Annotated in this window: 16 protein-coding genes and 1 pseudogene; 6 read left to right on the forward strand and 11 right to left on the reverse strand. The window is 63.7% G+C overall.

Annotated features, from left to right (window positions below; genetic code table 11):
* Positions 1-63 precede the first annotated feature (63 nt).
* Positions 64-6,357 carry a HAMP domain-containing protein gene (locus AB8Z38_RS14435; protein ID WP_369725775.1) on the forward strand — a complete coding sequence of 2,098 codons (6,294 nt, stop codon included), beginning with the start codon at positions 64-66 and terminating at the stop codon, positions 6,355-6,357.
* 13 nt (positions 6,358-6,370) lie between these two features.
* Complete coding sequence (locus AB8Z38_RS14440; protein ID WP_369725776.1) at positions 6,371-7,864, forward strand: HWE histidine kinase domain-containing protein; 1,494 nt, start codon at positions 6,371-6,373, stop codon at positions 7,862-7,864.
* Here the strand turns inward: AB8Z38_RS14440 and AB8Z38_RS14445 are convergent.
* On the reverse strand, positions 7,861-8,187 hold the full coding sequence (locus AB8Z38_RS14445) for a hypothetical protein (RefSeq protein ID WP_369725777.1): 327 nt from the start codon (positions 8,185-8,187) through the stop codon (positions 7,861-7,863). The genes AB8Z38_RS14440 and AB8Z38_RS14445 overlap by 4 nt on opposite strands.
* 36 nt (positions 8,188-8,223) lie before the next feature.
* On the opposite strand from AB8Z38_RS14445, the gene AB8Z38_RS14450 reads away from it, so the two are divergent.
* Complete coding sequence (locus AB8Z38_RS14450) at positions 8,224-8,481, forward strand: hypothetical protein (protein ID WP_369725778.1); 258 nt, start codon at positions 8,224-8,226, stop codon at positions 8,479-8,481.
* Positions 8,482-8,573: 92 nt separating this feature from the next.
* On the forward strand, positions 8,574-8,810 hold the full coding sequence (locus AB8Z38_RS14455; protein WP_369725779.1) for a hypothetical protein: 237 nt from the start codon (positions 8,574-8,576) through the stop codon (positions 8,808-8,810).
* 338 nt (positions 8,811-9,148) lie between these two features.
* On the opposite strand, the gene AB8Z38_RS14460 is transcribed toward AB8Z38_RS14455, so the two are convergent.
* On the reverse strand, positions 9,149-9,370 hold the full coding sequence (locus tag AB8Z38_RS14460; protein WP_369726498.1) for a hypothetical protein: 222 nt from the start codon (positions 9,368-9,370) through the stop codon (positions 9,149-9,151).
* Between the two features lie 115 nt (positions 9,371-9,485).
* Between AB8Z38_RS14460 and AB8Z38_RS14465 the strand changes: the two genes are divergently transcribed.
* Together AB8Z38_RS14465 and AB8Z38_RS14470 are read left to right on the forward strand one after the other, a co-directional pair.
* Positions 9,486-9,680, forward strand: a complete 195-nt coding sequence (locus AB8Z38_RS14465; protein WP_369725780.1) for a DUF3072 domain-containing protein — start codon at positions 9,486-9,488, stop codon at positions 9,678-9,680.
* An 84-nt stretch (positions 9,681-9,764) separates the two neighbouring features.
* Positions 9,765-10,064: a DUF6496 domain-containing protein gene (locus AB8Z38_RS14470; RefSeq protein ID WP_369725781.1), complete on the forward strand. Its 300-nt coding sequence runs from the start codon at positions 9,765-9,767 to the stop codon at positions 10,062-10,064.
* 9 nt (positions 10,065-10,073) lie between these two features.
* Here the strand turns inward: AB8Z38_RS14470 and AB8Z38_RS14475 are convergent, their stop codons facing one another.
* From AB8Z38_RS14475 to tkt, 9 genes and pseudogenes are all read right to left on the reverse strand, one after another.
* Positions 10,074-10,436, reverse strand: a complete 363-nt coding sequence (locus tag AB8Z38_RS14475) for a hypothetical protein (RefSeq protein ID WP_369725782.1) — start codon at positions 10,434-10,436, stop codon at positions 10,074-10,076.
* A 269-nt stretch (positions 10,437-10,705) separates the two neighbouring features.
* Positions 10,706-12,245 (reverse strand): annotated as a pseudogene (locus AB8Z38_RS14480) (Do family serine endopeptidase).
* Between the two features lie 208 nt (positions 12,246-12,453).
* Positions 12,454-12,666 carry a hypothetical protein gene (locus tag AB8Z38_RS14485; RefSeq protein WP_369725783.1) on the reverse strand — a complete coding sequence of 71 codons (213 nt, stop codon included), beginning with the start codon at positions 12,664-12,666 and terminating at the stop codon, positions 12,454-12,456.
* A 259-nt stretch (positions 12,667-12,925) separates the two neighbouring features.
* Complete coding sequence (gene rpe / locus AB8Z38_RS14490) at positions 12,926-13,663, reverse strand: ribulose-phosphate 3-epimerase (RefSeq protein WP_369725784.1); 738 nt, start codon at positions 13,661-13,663, stop codon at positions 12,926-12,928.
* Complete coding sequence (gene cbbX, locus AB8Z38_RS14495; RefSeq protein WP_369725785.1) at positions 13,660-14,592, reverse strand: CbbX protein; 933 nt, start codon at positions 14,590-14,592, stop codon at positions 13,660-13,662. Before cbbX ends, rpe begins: the two co-directional genes overlap by 4 nt.
* A 97-nt stretch (positions 14,593-14,689) precedes the next feature.
* The gene (locus AB8Z38_RS14500; RefSeq protein ID WP_369725786.1) at positions 14,690-15,097 is read right to left on the reverse strand and encodes a ribulose bisphosphate carboxylase small subunit; all 408 of its coding nucleotides are present in this window, start codon (positions 15,095-15,097) and stop codon (positions 14,690-14,692) included.
* Between the two features lie 11 nt (positions 15,098-15,108).
* A complete protein-coding gene (locus AB8Z38_RS14505) occupies positions 15,109-16,569 on the reverse strand; it encodes a form I ribulose bisphosphate carboxylase large subunit (RefSeq protein WP_369725787.1) in 1,461 nt (486 codons plus the stop codon).
* Between the two features lie 31 nt (positions 16,570-16,600).
* Positions 16,601-17,680 carry a class II fructose-bisphosphate aldolase gene (fba, locus tag AB8Z38_RS14510; RefSeq protein ID WP_369725788.1) on the reverse strand — a complete coding sequence of 360 codons (1,080 nt, stop codon included), beginning with the start codon at positions 17,678-17,680 and terminating at the stop codon, positions 16,601-16,603.
* Between the two features lie 13 nt (positions 17,681-17,693).
* Positions 17,694-19,715 carry a transketolase gene (gene tkt / locus AB8Z38_RS14515; protein WP_369725789.1) on the reverse strand — a complete coding sequence of 674 codons (2,022 nt, stop codon included), beginning with the start codon at positions 19,713-19,715 and terminating at the stop codon, positions 17,694-17,696.
* Between the last annotated feature and the right edge of the window lie 8 nt (positions 19,716-19,723).

Consider the following 19,723-nt stretch of genomic DNA (forward strand, 5'->3'; position numbering starts at 1 on the left):
TGACGCTCTATTTTAAGTCATTGCGTCTTGGCGTGGATTCGGCCGACGCCGCGGGGGAATCACATGAGCGACCTCGATCCCGGAACTGCATCACGGTCCGGTCGTCGCATCCCAAAGCCGAAAAACAACGGTGCGTCAGAGCCGGACTCCCGGCCCGAATTGCTGCTCGCGCTCCAAGCCATGCGCAGCGGCGACTTTTCGTTGCGGATGAGCGGCGATTATCTCGGCATCGACGGCAAGATCGCGGACACGTTTAACGAAATCATCGCGGCCAACCAGCGCATGGCCCAGCAGCTCGAGCTGGTCGGCCAGGTCGTCGGGCGCGAAGGCAAGACTCGGCAGCGCGTCAAGTTCGGGCTGGCGAGCGGCTCCTGGGCCGACATGGAAGGCTCCGTCAACACCCTCATCGACGATCTGTTGTGGCCGACGCGCGAGGTGACGCGCGCGGTCGCAGCGGTCGCGCAAGGCGACCTGCTCCAGACCGTCAAGCTCGACGTCGACGGCCGTCCGCTCCGCGGAGAATTCCTGCAATCGGCCACCATCGTCAACACGATGATCAAGCAGCTTGGCGTGTTCACCTCCGAGGTGACACGCGTCGCGCGCGAGGTCGGCACCGAGGGCAAGCTCGGCGGCCAGGCCCAGGTGCCGGAAGTGACCGGCGTCTGGAAGGACCTGACCGAGAGCGTCAACTCGATGGCGAACAACCTGACCAACCAGGTTCGCAACATCGCCGAGGTCACGATCGCGGTCGCCAACGGCGACTTGTCCAAGAAGATCACCGTCGACGTCCGCGGCGAGATCCTTCAGCTCAAGGAAGCCATCAACACGATGGTGGACCAGCTCCGCTCGTTCGCCTCCGAAGTCACGCGCGTGGCGCGCGAGGTCGGCACCGATGGCAAGCTCGGCGGCCAGGCGATCGTGCCCGGCGTCGCCGGCACCTGGAAGGACTTGACCGACTCCGTCAACGCGATGTGCGGCAACCTCACCGCGCAGGTGCGCAACATCGCCAACGTCACCACCGCCGTGGCGCGTGGCGACCTGTCGCGCAAGATCACGGTGGACGTCCGCGGCGAGATCCTGGAGCTGAAGGACACCATCAACACCATGGTGGACCAGCTCAACTCCTTCGCCTCCGAGGTGACGCGCGTCGCGCGCGAGGTCGGCACCGAGGGCAAGCTCGGCGGCCAGGCCCAGGTGCCCGGCGTGGCCGGCACCTGGAAGGATCTCACCGACAACGTCAACTTCATGGCGTCCAACCTGACCGCGCAGGTCCGCAACATCGCCGACGTCGCCACCGCCATCGCCGGCGGCGACCTCTCCAAGAAGATCACGGTGAACGTCTCGGGCGAAATCCTTCAGCTGAAGGAAACGCTCAACACCATGGTCGACCAGCTCAACGCCTTTGCCGGCGAAGTCACGCGCGTCGCGCGCGAGGTCGGCACCGAAGGCCGGCTCGGCGGCCAAGCCAACGTGCTCGGCGTCGCCGGCACCTGGAAGGACCTGACCGAGAGCGTCAATTCGATGGCGTCGAACCTGACAGCCCAGGTCCGCAACATCGCCGAGGTGACCACTGCAGTCGCCGGCGGCGACTTGTCGAAGAAGATCACCGTGGACGTGCGCGGCGAGATTCTGGAGCTGAAGGATACCATCAACACGATGGTGGACCAGCTCAACGCGTTCGCCGGCGAGGTCACGCGCGTCGCGCGCGAAGTCGGCACCGAAGGCAAGTTGGGCGGCCAGGCTCAGGTGCGCGGCGTGGCCGGCACCTGGAAGGACTTGACGGACAGCGTCAACTCGATGGCCTCGAACCTGACGGGTCAGGTGCGTAACATCGCCGAAGTCGCGACCGCGGTCGCCAAGGGCGACCTGTCGAAGAAGATCACCGTGAACGTATCGGGCGAAATCCTTCAGCTGAAGGAAACGCTCAACACCATGGTGGATCAGCTCAATGCGTTCGCCGGCGAGGTGACGCGCGTGGCGCGCGAGGTGGGTACCGAAGGCAAGCTGGGTGGCCAGGCGCAAGTGCCAGGCGTCGCCGGCACCTGGAAGGACCTCACTGACAACGTCAACTCGATGGCGGGCAACCTCACCGCCCAGGTCCGCAACATCGCCGAGGTCGCGACCGCGATTGCCGGCGGCGACCTGTCGCGCAAGATCACGGTGGACGTCCGCGGTGAGATCCTTCAACTGAAAGACACCCTGAACACGATGGTCGACCAGCTCAACCGCTTCGCGGGCGAGGTGACGCGCGTCGCGCGCGAGGTCGGCACGGAGGGACGCCTGGGTGGTCAGGCCAACGTGCCCGGCGTTGCCGGCACGTGGAAGGATCTGACGGACTCCGTGAACTCGATGGCGGGTAATCTGACCGCCCAGGTCCGCAACATCGCCGAAGTCACCACCGCGGTTGCCCGCGGCGACTTGTCCCGCAAGATCACCGTCGACGTGAAGGGCGAGATCCTCGAGCTGAAGAACACCATCAACACCATGGTCGACCAACTCAACGCCTTCGCCGGCGAGGTGACGCGCGTGGCGCGCGAGGTCGGCACCGAAGGCAAGCTCGGCGGCCAGGCCGAAGTGCCCGGCGTTGCCGGCACCTGGAAGGACCTCACCGACAACGTCAACTTCATGGCCTCGAACCTGACGGCCCAGGTCCGCAACATCGCCGAGGTCGCGACCGCAATTGCCGGCGGCGATCTGTCGAAGAAGATCACGGTGGACGTGCGCGGCGAGATCCTGCTGCTCAAGGACACCTTGAACACCATGGTCGAGCAGCTCCGCTCCTTTGCCGCCGAAGTGACGCGCGTGGCTCGCGAGGTCGGCACCGAAGGACGGCTCGGCGGTCAGGCCGTCGTGCCCGGCGTCGGCGGCACCTGGAAGGACCTCACCGACAACGTCAATTTGCTCGCCGCGAACCTCACGACCCAAGTCCGCAACATCGCCGAAGTCACCACGGCCGTTGCGCGCGGCGACTTGTCCCGCAAGATCACCGTCGATGTGAAGGGCGAGATCCTCGAGCTGAAGAACACCATCAACACCATGGTGGATCAGCTCAACGCCTTCGCCGGCGAAGTGACGCGCGTCGCCCGCGAGGTCGGCACCGAAGGCGAACTCGGCGGCCAGGCCCAGGTGCCCGGCGTCGCCGGCACCTGGAAGGATCTCACCGACACCGTCAACTTCATGGCGGCAAACCTCACCGAGCAGGTCCGCGGCATCGTCAAGGTCGTGACCGCAGTTGCCAACGGCGACCTCAAGCAGAATCTTACCGTGAAATCGAAGGGCGAGGTGGCGGCGCTGGCCGACACCATCAACAACATGACTGAGACGCTCGCGACGTTTGCCGACCAGGTGACATCGGTGGCGCGCGAGGTCGGCGTCGAGGGGCGGCTCGGCGGACAGGCCGACGTGCCCGGTGCGGCCGGCACCTGGAAGGATCTGACCGGCAACGTCAACCTGCTGGCGGCCAATCTCACCTCGCAGGTGCGCGCCATCGCGGAAGTCGCGACCGCCGTGACCAAGGGCGATCTGACGCGGTCGATCCAGGTCGAAGCCCGCGGTGAAGTCGCGGAGTTGAAGGACAACATCAACACGATGATCACGAACCTCCGTCTGACGACGGACGTGAACACCGAACAGGACTGGCTGAAGACCAACCTCGCGAAATTCACCAACATGCTTCAGGGCCAGCGCGATCTCGCCACCGTCGGCCGGCTGCTGCTGACCGAGCTTTCGCCGCTGGTGAACGCGCACACCGGCGTGATCTACCAGGTCGAGAGCGAGGACAGTCCCCGACTGCTGCTGCTTGCCTCCTATGCCGGCGACGGCCTCTACCCCTATCCGCGCGTGCTTCCATTGGGTGACGGCCTGATCGGCCAATGTGCCCTCGACCGGCGCCCGCGCGTCGTCGCGGACATTCCCAGCGACGTGGTGCCGATCAATTCGGCGCTGCTCCGCGTCGCGCCGAAGAACCTCGTGGTGCTGCCGGTGCTGTTCGAGGGCCAGGTCAAGGCGGTGATCGAGCTTGCCTCGCTGACCTCGTTCACGACCTCGCAGATGACGTTTCTGGAGCAGCTCACCGACTCCATCGGCATCGTGCTCAATTCGATCGAAGCGACGATGCAGACGGAGGGTCTGCTCAAGCAGTCGCAGCAGCTCGCCGGCGAGCTTCAGACCCAGCAGCGCGAATTGCAGCAGACCAACGACCAGCTCGAGCAGAAGGCGCAGCAGCTCGCCGAGCGTAACGTCGAGGTCGAGCGCAAGAACCAGGAAATCGAGCAGGCCCGCCGCGCGCTGGAGGAAAAGGCCACCGAGCTCGCATTGACCTCGAAGTACAAGTCCGAATTCCTCGCCAATATGAGCCACGAGCTGCGCACGCCGCTGAACTCGATCCTGATCCTCGGCCAGCAGCTCAGCGACAATCCGGACGGCAATCTCACGGGCAAGCAGGTCGAATTCGCCCGCACCATCCATGGCGCCGGCACCGATCTGCTCAACCTCATCAGCGACATCCTCGATCTCTCCAAGATCGAATCCGGCACGGTGACGGTCGACGCCGAGGAAATCCTGACCGCGAACCTGCTGGAGACGGTGGGGCGGCCGTTCCGGCACGAGGCTGAAAATCGCAATTTGTCGTTCAAGATCGACGTCGATCCGAACCTCGCGCGCAGCATCGTCACCGATTCCAAGCGGCTGCAACAGGTCCTGAAGAACCTGCTGTCCAACGCCTTCAAATTCACCGCCGAAGGCGAAGTGCGGCTCAAGGTCGCCGCCGCGGTCGGCGGCTGGGGGACGGATCATCCTGTGCTGAATTCCGCGCCGGCCGTGATCGCGTTCGAAGTGTCCGACACCGGCATCGGGATTCCGCTCGAGAAGCAGAAGCTGATCTTCGAGGCATTCCAGCAGGCTGACGCCGGCACCAGCCGCAAATATGGTGGCACCGGCCTCGGTCTTGCGATCAGCCGCGAGCTCGCGAGCCTGCTTGGCGGCGAGATCCACCTGCGCAGCTTGCCCGGCAAGGGTTCGTCCTTCACGCTCTATCTGCCGCTGAAATATTCGGGCCCGACGCTCGCACCGCGCGCCGCGCCGCAGCAGCAATACAGCCAGCCGCCGGCACTGCAGCCAGCAGCAACGACGCCCGAACGCGTCATCGAGCAGCTGCCGGACGATCGACTCAAGCTCGAGCCCGGCGACAGTATCCTCCTGATCGTCGAGGACGACCCGCATTATGCGCGGATTCTGGTCGATCTCGCGCGCGACAAGGGATTCAAGGTCCTGGTCGCCTCGCGTGGCGCGGAAGCGCTCGATCTTGCCAAGCAGTATCAGCCAAGAGCCGTTTCGCTCGACGTGTTCCTGCCCGACATGCTCGGCTGGACAGTGCTGAGCCAGCTCAAGCACAATCCGCTGACGCGCCACATTCCCGTGCAGATCATCACGCTCGACGAGGACCGCCAGCATGCGCTGGCGCGCGGCGCCTTCTCCTTCGTCAACAAGCCGACCACCACGGAGGGTGTTTCGGCTGCGCTGTCGCAAATCAAGGAATATGCCAGGCCGCGGCGCAAGCGGCTGTTGATCGTCGAGGACAACGAGGCCGAGCAGCTCTCGATCCGGGAGCTCCTGCATCACGACGACATCGAGATCGTGACCACCGATACCGGCGCCGGCGCACTTTCGATGCTGCGCGAGGCGCCGTGCGATTGCGTGGTGCTCGACCTGCGGCTGCCCGATATGAGCGGCTTCGAGGTGCTCGACCAGATCCGCCACGACGAAGCGCTGTCGAACATTCCGGTGGTCGTGTTCACCGGCCGCGAACTGTCGGCCGAGGAGGATGCGGAACTCCACACGATGGCGCGCAGCATCGTGGTTAAGGGTGTGGAATCGCCGGAACGCCTGCTCGACGAGACTGCATTGTTCCTGCATCGCGTGATCACCGAACTTCCGATCGAGAAGCAGCGCATGCTGGAGAAACTGAACAGCTCCGACGAGGACCTGATCGGCAAGACCGCGTTGCTCGTCGACGACGACGCCCGCAACATCTTCGCGCTGTCGAGCGTGCTGGAGCGGCGCGGCATGAAGGTTCTGACGGCGACCACCGGCCGCGAAGCGGTGACGCTGGTCGAGTCCAACCCGGAAATCGCCATCGTGCTGATGGACATCATGATGCCGCAGATGGATGGCTATCAGACCATCGGCGTGATCAGGGAGAACCCGGCCTTCTTGCGCCTGCCGATCATCGCGCTGACAGCGAAGGCGATGAAGGGCGACCGCGAGAAATGTCTGGAAGCCGGCGCGTCCGACTACCTCGCCAAACCCGTCAACACCGATCAATTGCTGCTTGCAATCCGCATGTGGCTGCACCGCTGAGCGGGATCCGAGAATGGACCACCAAAGGGTCAACATCCTCCTCGTCGACGACCAGCCGGCCAAGCTGCTCGCCTACGAGGTCATCCTGAAGGAACTCGGCGAGAATCTCGTGATCGCTTCGTCGGGGCGCGAGGCGCTGGAGGTGCTGCTCAAGACCGAGATCGCGGTGATCCTGGTCGATGTCTGCATGCCCGAACTCGACGGTTTTGAGCTCGCGGCGATGATCCGCGAGCATCCGCGGTTCCAGAAAACAGCAATGATCTTCATCTCGGCAATCCAGGTCAGCGACATCGACCGGCTGCGCGGCTACGAGATGGGCGCCGTCGACTACGTTCCGGTGCCGGTCGTGCCGGAGGTGCTGCGTGCCAAGATCAAGGTGTTCGCCGAACTCTACCGCAAGACGCGCCAGCTCGAACGGCTGAACCAGGAGCTCGAGGACCGCGTCCGCGCGCGTACCGCGGAACTGGAGAACTCCACCGCAAAACTGCGCGAAAGCGAACAGCGCCGCAGCATGGCGATCGCGGCCGGCAAGATGGGGTCCTGGGACTGGGACTGGATCAACGGCGACTGGATGTGGGACGAAGGCCAGTACCGCATCTTCGGGGTGACGCCGGAGACCTTCAACGTCACTTCGGCAAACATCCAGGCTTTGCTGCATCCCGACGATGTCGATCAGTTCCGTCGGGCGATCGCCGCGCTCAATAGCGGCGCGCTCGCGTATGAGGCGGAGTTCCGCATCGGCCGGCCCGATGGCGAGATTCGCTGGTGCGTCGGCACGGCGGCCGCGACGGTGGACGAGAGCGGACGCGTGGTGCGGGTCAGCGGCGTCACCGTCGACATCACGGAACGTAAGCGCGCCGAAGAGCGACAGACTCTGCTGGCACGGGAAGTCGACCATCGCGCCAAGAACGCGCTGGCACTGGCGCAGTCGATCGTGCGCCTCACCCGCGCCGACGGGGTCCAAGCCTATGTCAGCGCCGTCGAGGGGCGCATCAACGCACTCGCGCGCGTGCACACGATCCTGTCGCTGTCGAGCTGGCAAGGCGCCGAGTTGTCCAAGCTGATCGACGAGGAGCTTGCGCCCTATTCGCTTGGCGGCCAGGTCAAGCTGGCAGGTCCCCAGGTGCAGTTGCTGCCCACCACGGCACAGACACTGGCACTTGCTCTGCACGAGCTCTTCACCAATTCGGCAAAATATGGTGCGCTCTCGACACGATCAGGACGGCTTGCAATCGGCTGGCAGTCCGAGAACGACCTCCTCATTTTGACGTGGGAGGAATCCGGCGGCCCAGCAGTCATGACGCCGAAATCGCGCGGCTTTGGCACAAGGAGCCTGCTGGCGAGTGTCGAATCGCAGCTCGGCGGACGAGCGCAATTTGATTGGCGCGCGGAGGGCCTGTTGTGCCGGCTCGAAGTGCCCCTGATGCCAAAGTCTGCGGCCGCGTCGGCAGCACAGGACAGGTTCGACCCCAACACCTTTCCTGAGCTACAACGCGCATTGGGTTAGCGCGAAGCGACTGCTTCCCTCTGCTCTGTCGGCCGAGGGTCAACGGCGATGCGCCCCTCAAGCCATGCTTCCGTTTGCGCGAGATCGCGTAACGCCGTCGCGTAGCGAAGGGCCGCGCTTCGCTCCGCGCCGCGCGGCAGCTTGCGCGCCTTGCGCAGCATGTCGGCGGCCGCGTTGCGATACGCCAGCGAGCGATAAAGAAAGACAACCTTGCCCATATCGAATATTCCCGTGTTGATGGCGTCATTCTCGCAAAGCGAGCATGAACGTCGCCTGAAGCGACTCATGACAATTCCTTCATCCGAGATGGAACCCTGGATCATTGCGCGCGTTTGCATGCCAAAGCGAGCGGCAGTTCCATGCGGGCAAAAAAGTCGCCAAGCCTGATCTCTCCCACCGGCCTCATCAAGCTGATGACGCATGCGATGATGGGTGCCGCGCTCGGCCTTGGTTTCGGTCTTGCACTCATTCTGTTCAATCCAGCGGTCGCCAGCCTGCTGAACCATGGCGGACGCCAGGCGGTTTTCGTCTTTGTCATCACGCTGGTGACGACGTTTTCGATCGGCGCAGCGCTCACAGGCGTCGTGTTCATCATTTCCGAAGACAAGGAATTTTGAGGTCCGGGTGAAAACGCCTGAGTGGTTCCTTGGAACTCCTGCCGCAGATAGCGGTTGGGTGCCTGCGTCAATTCAACTCAGGAGTCCCCCGCATGAAGACCACCAAGCTTGCCCTCGCCGTGATGTTGGCAACCGGCCTTGCCGCCGCGCCGTTCGCCGCGCAGGCCAAGTCGCACAAATCGAAGCACCCATCCTCGATGTCGTCTTCGCAGACGACGGGAGCCAATACCAAGTCAAGGGTCCCTGACGCCTCCGGCCAAGGCGGCTCTGGTCCCGGCTCCGACCAAGGCGGCAGCATGACGAATAAGGGCACGACCAACACCAAGTAGGCTCGCCGAATTCCAGGAAAGGCCCCGCGATCGCGGGGCCTTTTTGCTTTGATGCGCGAACGGGGGATTGGCCTGCTCCGCGAGCTGCGCCGCATCTCAAGTGACGTTAAGGCGCGACTTACGAAAGTGTCTTCACGAGCTGGTCAAGCCGCGCCCGCTTACGCGAGATCAGGAGCTGGGCCGCGGCGTCGTCGAGGCCCTCGCGCCGCAATTGACGGATCGCGGAGCCCAGTTCGAGGATCTCGGCGCGCAGTTTCCAGAATCCGGTAGGCGTCCGGGTCTTCGTCCACTACGTGCCTCCATCCGCTGAACGCCTCTGATGATTCCCTCTCAATATCTCAGCGACGCAGAGCCGCGCGTGTCGGCTTGCTCTCGATCTTCCCTGAACGCAGACGCACCCGGTTGCCGATATCGGGCAACACCTCGCCGCCCCCGGCTGCCTTCCATTCGCCGATCAGCAGGTTGATTTTCCGGCGCAGATCCATCTGCGCGGGGGCTTGCTCGGTGCAGTCGCGATCGCGGTTGACGAGGTCGCGCACAGACGCCTCGACGTGGGCCATTTCCAGCCTCAAGGCGCTGATTTTACGTCGAATTTCATTAATTCTGTTGTCCATGGCTTGTTAGAACAAAATAAGAACATATAGTCAAGTCACCAATTCCGTATGGAGAGCGGACATGCAGGTTCAGGGTCAATACGACGCCAGGGTTTTTCTCATGGATCAGATGACCCGGGCGCAGGGGCTGAGGCTGAAGCGGCTGAGTGAGGAGGCCTACCAGCCCACGCAATACGATCGATATCTGTCCTCCGGTGAAGCCGCGCGACGCATCCAGCTGCTGGAGGCGGAAATCGAGCTGGCGAATTCCTTCTAGCTTGCTTGGCGCGTTCGCGCCTTGCGGCGCGTTTCGGAACCATGCCTGCTTCGAGCAGTTCTCTCGACCGAAGGGAGAAACTTGATGGCACGCAAGGCAAAGAAGCGCCGTTACTCGCGCAGCGCCGGCAAGGATGTCGAGCGCGAGATGCGCCGTTACAAGAAGGGTACCGCGAAGAGCGGACCGGGCGGTCGTGGCGGACGCGTGAAGAGCCGCAAGCAGGCGATCGCAATCGGCCTGTCCGAAGCGCGCAAGAAGGGCAAGAAGGTCCCGAAGCGGAAAACAGCCAAGAAGACCAAGAAGACGGCCAAGAAGAGCTCGAGGAAAAGTTCGAGCAAAAGATCGAAGAAAAGCTCCAAACGTAAATCCGCCAAGCGGTCGTAGAGACCAGCCTCAGATCATGCTGCCCGGCATGAAGCAGCGGATCGAGATGCCAAACGCCGTCTTGACCGGCCACACCATGGTGCGGCCGGCGCGGTTTGGCTCGGTGATGACGGCTTCGTCGGGGACTTCGACCCACTGCCCGTCGAGGCGCACTTGGTAGTGGCCGTTGTGCGATTCCCAATCGGGATCGGCGACCGCAACGCCGTCGGCGTCCGAGCAGCACGGACCGAGATGGCTGCGCAGACTGTCGAACCAAGGCTTGAGCGGCGAATCGGCGTAGCGGCCGTCGTCGCGACCCATCGCACTTCCGATAGATAATACCAGGGGCGCCACGAGCAGCGCACTCATCAGCGAGAGCTTCAATCGACCCATCTTGGCACCGATCAAATGCGAACCACCGGCGGGTTCCAAAGCAGCCGGACGGTCCGAAGTTCCACTCTTCCGACAGGCTCTGGCGCTTCCACGCCAAAGTGCAACACGCGACTCCCGAGTGTGAACAGTGAACGCGGCTTTTTCGGACGAACCCGTCACCATTACTGCCGTTAACGAGAATGTTATCGGCTACCTGTGGGTATGTCAGCGCACACGAAAAAAGGCGGCCCGCAGGCCGCCTTTTGAATTTGCGGTCGAAGTCGCGAGACTTACGCGAGCGGCACTGCGACGAACCGGGTCGCCTCCGCGCTCTTCACCTGCAACAGCACGCTCTTTTTGCCGGACGATTTGGCCTGCGCCAGTTCGGACCGGACATCGCCGACATTGGCGACCGGCTTGCCGCCGACGTTCAGGATGACGTCGCCGGTCTGGATACCGTGCTGCGCGGCCGGTCCCTCGGGATCGACTTCGGTCACCACGAGACCTTTCTGGCCGGCGGCGCCTTGGACATCACCCGCGGGCGCAAGGCTGAGTCCGAGCCGCGGCGTGCCGGCGTCCGGCTGCGTCTTGCCGTCGTCGGCCTTACCTTGGGCCTGCCGCTCGTTCGGCAGCTCGCCAAGCGCGAGCGTTATCGTCTTGCTCTCGCCTTTATGGAAGACGTCGAGTTTCACTGAGCTGCCTGGCGCCAGGGTGGCAATGGTGCGGGCGAGATCGCGGGAGTCCTTGACCGCAGTACCATTGACGGCGGTGATGACGTCACCGGCCTCGATGCCGGCCTTCGCCGCCGGGCTGCCGTCCTGCGGATTGTCGACGATCGCACCACGCGCCGCCTTGAGGCCGAGGCTGTCGGCGATATCCGCGGTCACCGGCTGGACCTGTACGCCGAGCCAGCCGCGGGTGACCGCACCCTTGTCCTTCAACTGTGCGACGACGAGCTTTGCGGTCGAGGCCGGAATGTCGAAGCCGATGCCGACGGAGCCGCCGGACGGCGAGAAGATCGCGGTGTTCACGCCGATGACGTTGCCGTTCATGTCGAAGGCAGGACCGCCGGAATTGCCCTTGTTGATGGGGGCGTCGATCTGGATGAAGTCGTCGTAGGGACCGTTACCGATGTCACGGCCGCTGGCCGAGACGATACCCGCAGTCACCGTGCCGCCGAGACCGAAGGGATTGCCGACCGCGACCACCCAATCGCCGATCCGCGCCTTCTGATCGGAGAATTTGACGAACGGGAAGTCCTTCTTGCCTTCGACCTTGATCAGCGCGAGATCGGTCTTGGGATCGGTGCCGACCACCTTGGCGGTGTAGATCGTGCCGTCGTCGGTCGTCACCTGCACCGATTGAGCGTGGTCGACGACGTGGTTGTTGGTGACGGCATAGCCGTCAGCGGAGATGAAGAAACCGGAGCCCTCGCCCGTGATCACCTGATGACGCTGGCGCGGCATGCCGTTCATGCCGCGGGGGAAGCCGAATTGCCGCGAGAACTGGTCGAACGGCGTCTGCTCGTCAGAATCCATCCGGTTCTGTTGCAGCATCGCGCTCTTGTCGTTGTCCTCGTCGATCTTCACCCGCACCGAGATGACGGCGGGTTTGACCTTGGCGACGAGATCGCCGAATCCCGGCGGCGTCGCGGCCACCTCAGAGGCCTGCGCCGGCGCAATGAGCGAGTTCACGTTGAACGGCGAAGAAATGGGAGACGCGGCGAGCACGGCCACGCCCAGCGCGGCCACGGTGCCGAGCAGCGCCAGGCGGCGCGGCCTCCAGAATCTTGCGGGACGTGGTGGTGTCGGAATTGACGCGATCGTTCATGTCGAAATCTCCATGTTGGGTGAGGGGTCGCCCTGCATCCAACATGGGTCCTTGCACCTTACGGTGTCCCGTCCACGCGATTAATTCTTGGCAAAGAAATGCGACGAGCGGCCGCAGGCAAAAATCTTCGAGCGACGGCGGTGCGTCGACGCACTTCAGACTGTCGGACTTTGATCTCGCACTCCCGAGGGCGCGTATAAGAGTTCTGTCACGCCGCGGCGGGGGTCTCCCATGCCGCCGCTCCGATAGCGTCGTCCTCGCCCTTCGCATTGCACGCGGCGAAGTGCGCCTTGAGCTCGATCTCGGCGAGATGTTCGAAATGTTCGGCCTGGCCGAGGAGCTCCCAGGTCTGGAGCGGCCGGTAGGCCGCCTGCTGACGGCAGAGGGACGCCAGCGCGCGGTAGCGACGTACGTTCTCCATGGGACCCTCCCTCGCGTTCACAAGGCTTATTGCCCTGATTTGCGTCAGGCCGATGGCGGTTGTGCAAAACATTTGCTGCCTGCACAGCGCGCTTGATTGCAGTTAACTTTTGAGAAATGCGCTCGCCCACTTTAGTTCCAATGACTCGGGCTTTGCACGTGGAACCTGCCTCGCAAGGGCAATGGGCTCCAAAGCATGGGCGCCAAGGCATGAGCTCCAAGCGCTCATACCGATCAGATCACGATACCGTTCAATTGGTTTATCGGATCCGCGCGGTGGCACCCGCATGGAGCGATTGCGCGGAATTATCTTGCACTTTTGTTACCCGGCCGGACTCGGCGGCGATGCGAATGGCCGCGATGTTGCTGGCGTAGTCGGCGCTGCTGCTGCCGCGAAACACGGCGGAGCCCGCCACAAGCGTATCGGCGCCAGCTGCGGCAACGGCCGCGGCATTGTCGCGCGTGACCCCGCCATCGACCTCGAGTCGGATCTGGCGGTCGCCAATCATGCTCCGAATGCGAGTGATCTTCCCCAGTTGCGAAGTGAGGAAGGACTGGCCACCGAAGCCCGGATTGACCGTCATCACCAGCACGAGATCGATACGATCGAGTACATATTCGATCACGCTCTCGGGCGTGGCCGGACACAGGCTGACGCCGGCCTTCTTGCCGAGCATACGGATCGCCTGAAGCGAGCGATCGAGATGCGGACCGGCCTCCGCGTGAACCGTGATGACATCGGCCCCCGCCTTCGCGAACGTTTCGAGATAAGCATCGGCCGGCGCGATCATGAGGTGTACGTCAAAAATCCGCTTCGTCAGCGGCCGGATCGCCTTGATGATATCAGCGCCATAACTGATGTTCGGCACGAAATGCCCGTCCATGACGTCGCAATGAATCCAGTCGGCGCCGGCCGCGTCGATCGCCTTGATTTCCTCGCCGAGGCGCGCGAAATCCGCCGCCAGAATGGAAGGAGCGATGAGGATGTCTGGTGTCATGGCTTTGCACTCCGCACATCGGCCCCGCCGCTGAACACGCGGCTCGTCAGGACATCGGCCGGATCAATGGTTTCGAGGTCGGCGACATCGAGCATGCGATCGAGATCGGAGACCAGGCGATCGGCCTGCCGCAGCCGAATGCGATCGACAGCGTTGCGGATCGAGCGCGCATTGGAGAAGAACGGCTGGGTCCGGCGCAACGCGATGTATCTTTCGAACGCCTCGCGTGCCGCAGCCGCGAAGCGATATCCGCGTTCCCTGAACATCAGCTCGGCTATGACGAGCAGCTCGGATTCCGCATAGTCGGGGAAATCGATGTGGTGAGCGATGCGCGAGCGGAAGCCGGGATTGGAAGCATAGAAGCTCGTCATCCGCTCGCCATACCCGGCCAGGATGACGACGAGGTCTTCGCGCTGGTTTTCCATGACCTGAAGCAGGATCTCGATCGCCTCCTGGCCATAATCGCGCTCGTTGTCCGGCCGGTGCAGGTAATAGGCCTCGTCGATGAAGAGCACGCCGCCCATCGCCTTCTTCAAGATCTCCTTCGTCTTGGGCGCGGTGTGGCCGATATACTGGCCGACGAGATCGTCGCGCGTCACCGAGATGACCTGTCCGCGCCGCACGAAGCCGAGACCATGCAGGATCTTGGCCATGCGCAGCGCCACGGTGGTCTTGCCGGTGCCGGGATTGCCGGTGAACGACATATGCAGCGTCGGCGGTGCCGAGGCCAGACCCGCGCGCTGCCGCATGCGTTCGACCAGCAGCAGTGACGCGATCTGCCGGACGCGGTTCTTGACCGGCCTCAGGCCGATCAACTCCTGTTCGAGCTGTTGCAGCGTGCCGGTGATTCCGGCAGCTTCAGCTTCCTTGCGAAGATCGAAATTGGTCTCGCCGCCTTCGGCGGTCGTCGCATGGACAACGTCGAGCATCAGCACCTCGAAGAAAAGGGCTTCGCCGCCGGGAAGCGGCGAAGCAGTGGTCCGCCAAGGATCCGGAGCAGGGAGTGCTCCGCGCGGAGAGGAATGGTTATTGCGAGGCGTGGGCCGTCGGCTTGCGTACAGTGCTATACCGGATTGCGCGCCCACCAACCTCCTGTCGCACCAGCTCGAACTCAGTCTCTTGCGGCGGGCGGTTCACCAGGAACGAGATCCGCACCGACTCCCAGCCATGGCTGGAATCGAAGCCGCTGATGCGGATGTAACGGTCGCCGTACACCCGGCGGCACTCGGCGAGTTCCATCATCACGCCAGCCGCATCCTGGAGATCGAACATAGGCAGGCCCCACATCTCCCAGTAAGTGTTGCGGGGATGCGGATCATCGGTGAATTCGATGTTCACCGCCCAGCCATTTGCAAGACAATACTGCACCTGCTTGGTGATCTGATCGTCGGTCAGATCGGGCAGGAACGAAAAGCAGCCCTGGGTGAGTTTCATAGTGCGTCTCCTCAAACGGTTTCGAGCGCGGTCGGCACGAAGTCCGGCGTATCGGTGGACTGATAGTTGAAGCTCACGTCCTTCCAGACCTCGAGCGCGGCCTTCAACGGCGTGCAGGTTTCGGCCGCTCTGGCCAGAATCTCCGGCCCCTCATGGACGTAGTCGCGTCCCTCGTTGCGGGCCAGGATCATCGCCTCCAACGCGACGCGGTTGGCGATGGCGCCGGCCGCTATCCCCATCGGGTGACCGATCGTGCCGCCGCCGAATTGCAGCACGACGTCCTCGCCGAGCAGATCGAGCAACTGGTGCATCTGGCCAGCATGAATACCGCCAGATGCTACCGGCATCATCTTATTGAGACTCGCCCAGGACTGGTCGAAGAACAGGCCGTGCTCGAGCTTCACCGGATTGAAGTCCTCGCGGCAGACGTCGTAATAGCCACGCGTGGTGTTTGGATCACCCTCGAGCTTGCCGACGACCGTGCCGGCGTGGATGTGGTCGACACCGGCAAGCCGCATCCATTTGGCGATGACGCGAAACGACACGCCATGGCTCTTCTGCCGTGTGTAGGTCGAGTGGCCGGCGCGGTGCAGATGCAGGATCATGTCGTTGCGGCGCGCCCATTTCGCCATCGACTGGATCGCGGTGTAGCCGATCACGAGGTCGATCATGACGATGCACGATCCGAGCTCCTTGGCGAATTCCGCGCGCTCGTACATGTCCTCCATCGTCCCGGCGGTGATGTTCAGATAGGTCCCCTTCGCCTCGCCAGAGGCTGCCTGCGCTCGATTGACCGCTTCCATGCAGTAGAGGAAGCGATCGCGCCAATGCATGAAGGGCTGCGAGTTGATATTCTCGTCGTCCTTGGTGAAGTCGAGCCCGCCCTTGAGTGCTTCGTAGACGACACGACCGTAGTTGCGGCCGGAGAGGCCGAGTTTCGGTTTCACCGTCGCGCCGAGCAGCGGCCGGCCGAACTTGTCGAGCCTTTCGCGCTCGACCACGATGCCGGTCGCCGGCCCCTGGAACGTCTTCACATAGGCCACCGGGAAGCGCATGTCCTCCAGGCGTAGCGCCTTCAGCGGCTTGAATCCGAACACGTTTCCGATGATCGAGGCCGAGAGGTTGGCGATCGAGCCGGGTTCGAACAGGTCGAGGTCATAGGCGATATAGGCGAAATAGGAGCCCGGCGAACCCGGCACCGGATCGACGCGGTAGCACTTCGCGCGATATTTCTCCGCCGCCGTCAGACGGTCAGTCCACACCACCGTCCAGGTCGCAGTCGAGGATTCGCCGGCAACCGCCGCGGACGCTTCGATCGGATCGACGCCGTCCTGCGGGGTGACGCGAAACAGCGCGATGACGTCGGTGTCCTTCGGCACATAGTCGGGCTCCCAATAGCCCATGCGCTTGTATTCCATCACTCCCGAGCGATAGCGCTCTTTGCCGCGGACCGTTCCTGCGTGTGCATTCATGGCTCTCTCCTGCTCTTCTCTCTCTGTATGACTAGGCGGCGACTGGCTCGTGGGTGGTCGGATCGAGCTCGCCGGTGCGATAACGCCGCGCCATCTCGCTCAACGGAACGACCTTGATCCCGCTGGCGTGACCCGCCGTGCCGAACTGCTCGAAACGTTCACGGCAGAGCTCGCGCATCGCATCCATCGCGGGTTTGAGGAGTTTGCGCGGGTCGAACTCGGAGCGCACCTGCGCGGCCACCTTGCGGAATACCGCGGTCATCGCCAGACGGCAGTCGGTATCGATATTGACCTTGCGGACGCCACTCTTGATGCCGCGAACGATCTCCTCGACCGGCACGCCCCAGGTCTGCGGCATGTCGCCGCCGAACTGGTTGAACATGTCCTGGAGTGGCTGCGGCACCGAGGACGAGCCGTGCATGACAAGATGCGTATTGGGCAGCCGGCGGTGGATTTCCTCGACCACCCGCATCGCCAAAATGTCGCCATCCGGCTTGCGGCTGAATTTGTAGGCGCCGTGCGAGGTGCCCATCGCGATCGCGAGCGCATCGACTTTTGTTGCACGAACGAAATCGACGGCCTGATCAGGATCGGTGAGCAGCTGGTCGTGACTGACCTTGCCCTCGACGCCATGGCCGTCCTCCTGCTCGCCGCCACCATGCTCGAGCGAGCCGAGCACGCCGAGTTCACCTTCAACCGAAGCGCCAACCCAATGAGCGAGATCGACGACCCGGCGCGTGATCGCGACGTTGTAGTCGTAGTCCGCCGCCGTCCTGGCATCGGCGTTGAGTGAGCCGTCCATCATCACCGAGGTGAAGCCGTGAGCGATGGCGCTGGCGCAAGTCGCTTCGTCGTTGCCGTGGTCCTGGTGCATGCATAGCGGGATGTCCGGATAGGTCCGCTCCAGCGCGTCGATCATGTGCGAGAGCATGAGATCGCCGGCATAGCTGCGCGCGCCGCGCGAGGCCTGGATGATGACGGGTGCGTCGACCTCGGCCGCCGCCTGCATGATCGCGATGCCCTGCTCCATGTTGTTGATGTTGAACGCCGGTACCGCGTAGCCATGGGTGGCGGCGTGGTCGAGCAGTTGGCGAAGGGTGATACGGGCCACAAAATTCCTCCTCTTATTGCTTGCCGGTACGCATAATCGCCCGCCTTGCAGCTTCCGCGATGCCCTGCGACGTGATGCCGAATTCGCGGTAGAGCACGGACGCGGGCGCCGAGGCGCCGAAGCCGTGCATGCCCACGAACTCGCCGTCGATACCGATCCAGCGATGCCAATCCCCAACGACCGCCGCTTCGATGCCGACGCGCGGCGCGGTACCGAGCACGGCGGCGCGGTAGTCGTCCGGTTGCTCGTCGAACAATGCAAAGCAGGGGGCGGACACCACGGCAGCACGGACGTGCTCGGTCGCGAGCAGACGGGCGGCTTCAAGGGCGATCGACACTTCCGAACCGGTCGCGATCAGCGTCACGTCGCGGCCGCCATCCGGCGAGACGATGAGATAGGCGCCCCGCGCGACGCGGTTTCGACCGCGGGTATCGCTGCGGAACGTTGGCAGCGCCTGCCGCGACAGGCACAAGACGGAGGGTCGATGCTCGGATTTGAGCGCGCAATCCCAGGCTTCCAGCGTCTCGACGGCATCGGCCGGACGGAACACCAGGAGGTTCGGAATGACGCGCAGCGCCGCGAGATGCTCCACGGGCTGATGCGTCGGGCCGTCCTCGCCAAGCCCGATGGAGTCGTGGGTCATCACATGAATGACGCGCAGCCGCATCAAGGCCGCAAGACGGATGGCCGGTCGGCTGTAGTCGGAGAAGGCGAGGAAGGTGCCGCCATAGGGGATGAAGCCACCATGCAGCGCGAGGCCGTTCATCGCCGCGGCCATTCCGTGCTCGCGGATACCGTAATGGATGTAGTCCCCCGCGAAATGTCCGCGCGTGATGGGAGTCTGTGGTTTCGCGTGCGTCAGGTTCGAATGAGTCAGGTCCGCGGAGCCGCCGATGAGTCCAGGAATTGTTCCGGCGATGCCGTCGAGCACTTGCTGCGAGGCCTGCCGCGTCGCGAGCTTCGGACGTTCGTTGGCAAAGCGCTCGCGTAATTTCGCCGCGGCCTGGGCAAAGGCTCCCGGCAGGGCAACGGTCTTACCCTCGATGAAGAGGTCACGCTGCTCGGGCGTCGCACATTCGTAGCGATCGAGCCATGCAAGACGGGCGACCTGCCCACGTTGCCCGATCATCCGCCACGCCTTCAGGATCGGGCTGGGCACCACGAACGGCTGATAGTCCCAGCCGAGCGTCCTGCGCGCTGCCGCCGTCTGCTCGGCGCCGAGCGGCGCGCCATGCGCCTTCTCAGTGCCCTGACGATCCGGCGCGCCGTAGCCGATGATGGTGCGGCAGGCGATCAGCGACGGTCTTGCGCTCTCACGCTCCTCGGCAATCGCCTGCGCAACTGCTTCGGGATCGTGCCCGTCGACACGGCGCACCGACCAGCCGGAGGCAGCGAAGCGGGCGAGCTGGTCGTCGGAGGTCGCAAGCGACGTCGGCCCGTCGATGGAGATGCCGTTGTCGTCGAACAGCACGATCAGGCGGCCGAGCCCGAGATGGCCAGCGAGCGAGATCGCCTCCTGGCTGAGGCCTTCCATCAGGCAGCCGTCGCCGGCGATCACATAGGTGAAGTGATCAACAAGGCCGTCACCATGCCGCGCATTGGCCATGCGCTCGGCGAGCGCCATGCCGACCGCGGTCGCGATCCCCTGCCCCAGCGGCCCCGTCGTGGTCTCAACACCCGGCGTGTGCCCGTATTCGGGATGACCCGGCGTCTTCGAGCCCCACTGCCGGAACGCCTTGATATCGTCGAGTCCGACATCGCCGCCGGTCAGATACAGCAGCGCATAGAGCAGCATCGAGCCGTGGCCCGCCGACAGGACGAAACGGTCGCGGTCCGGCCAGTTCGGATGAGCCGGGTCGAATTTCAGGAAACGCGAGAACAGTACGGTCGCGACGTCGGCCATGCCCATGGGCAGACCGGGATGGCCTGACTGCGAGGTCTCGATGGCATCGACCGCGAGAAACCGAACGGCGTTGGCGAGATCGTTATGCGCGACCGCCGTGAAGTCGGCGTCGGCGTGGACGGAGATGTTCATCGGATCCT

Origin of the sequence: Bradyrhizobium sp. LLZ17 (assembly GCF_041200145.1) — a bacterium.
Lineage (GTDB): Bacteria > Pseudomonadota > Alphaproteobacteria > Rhizobiales > Xanthobacteraceae > Bradyrhizobium.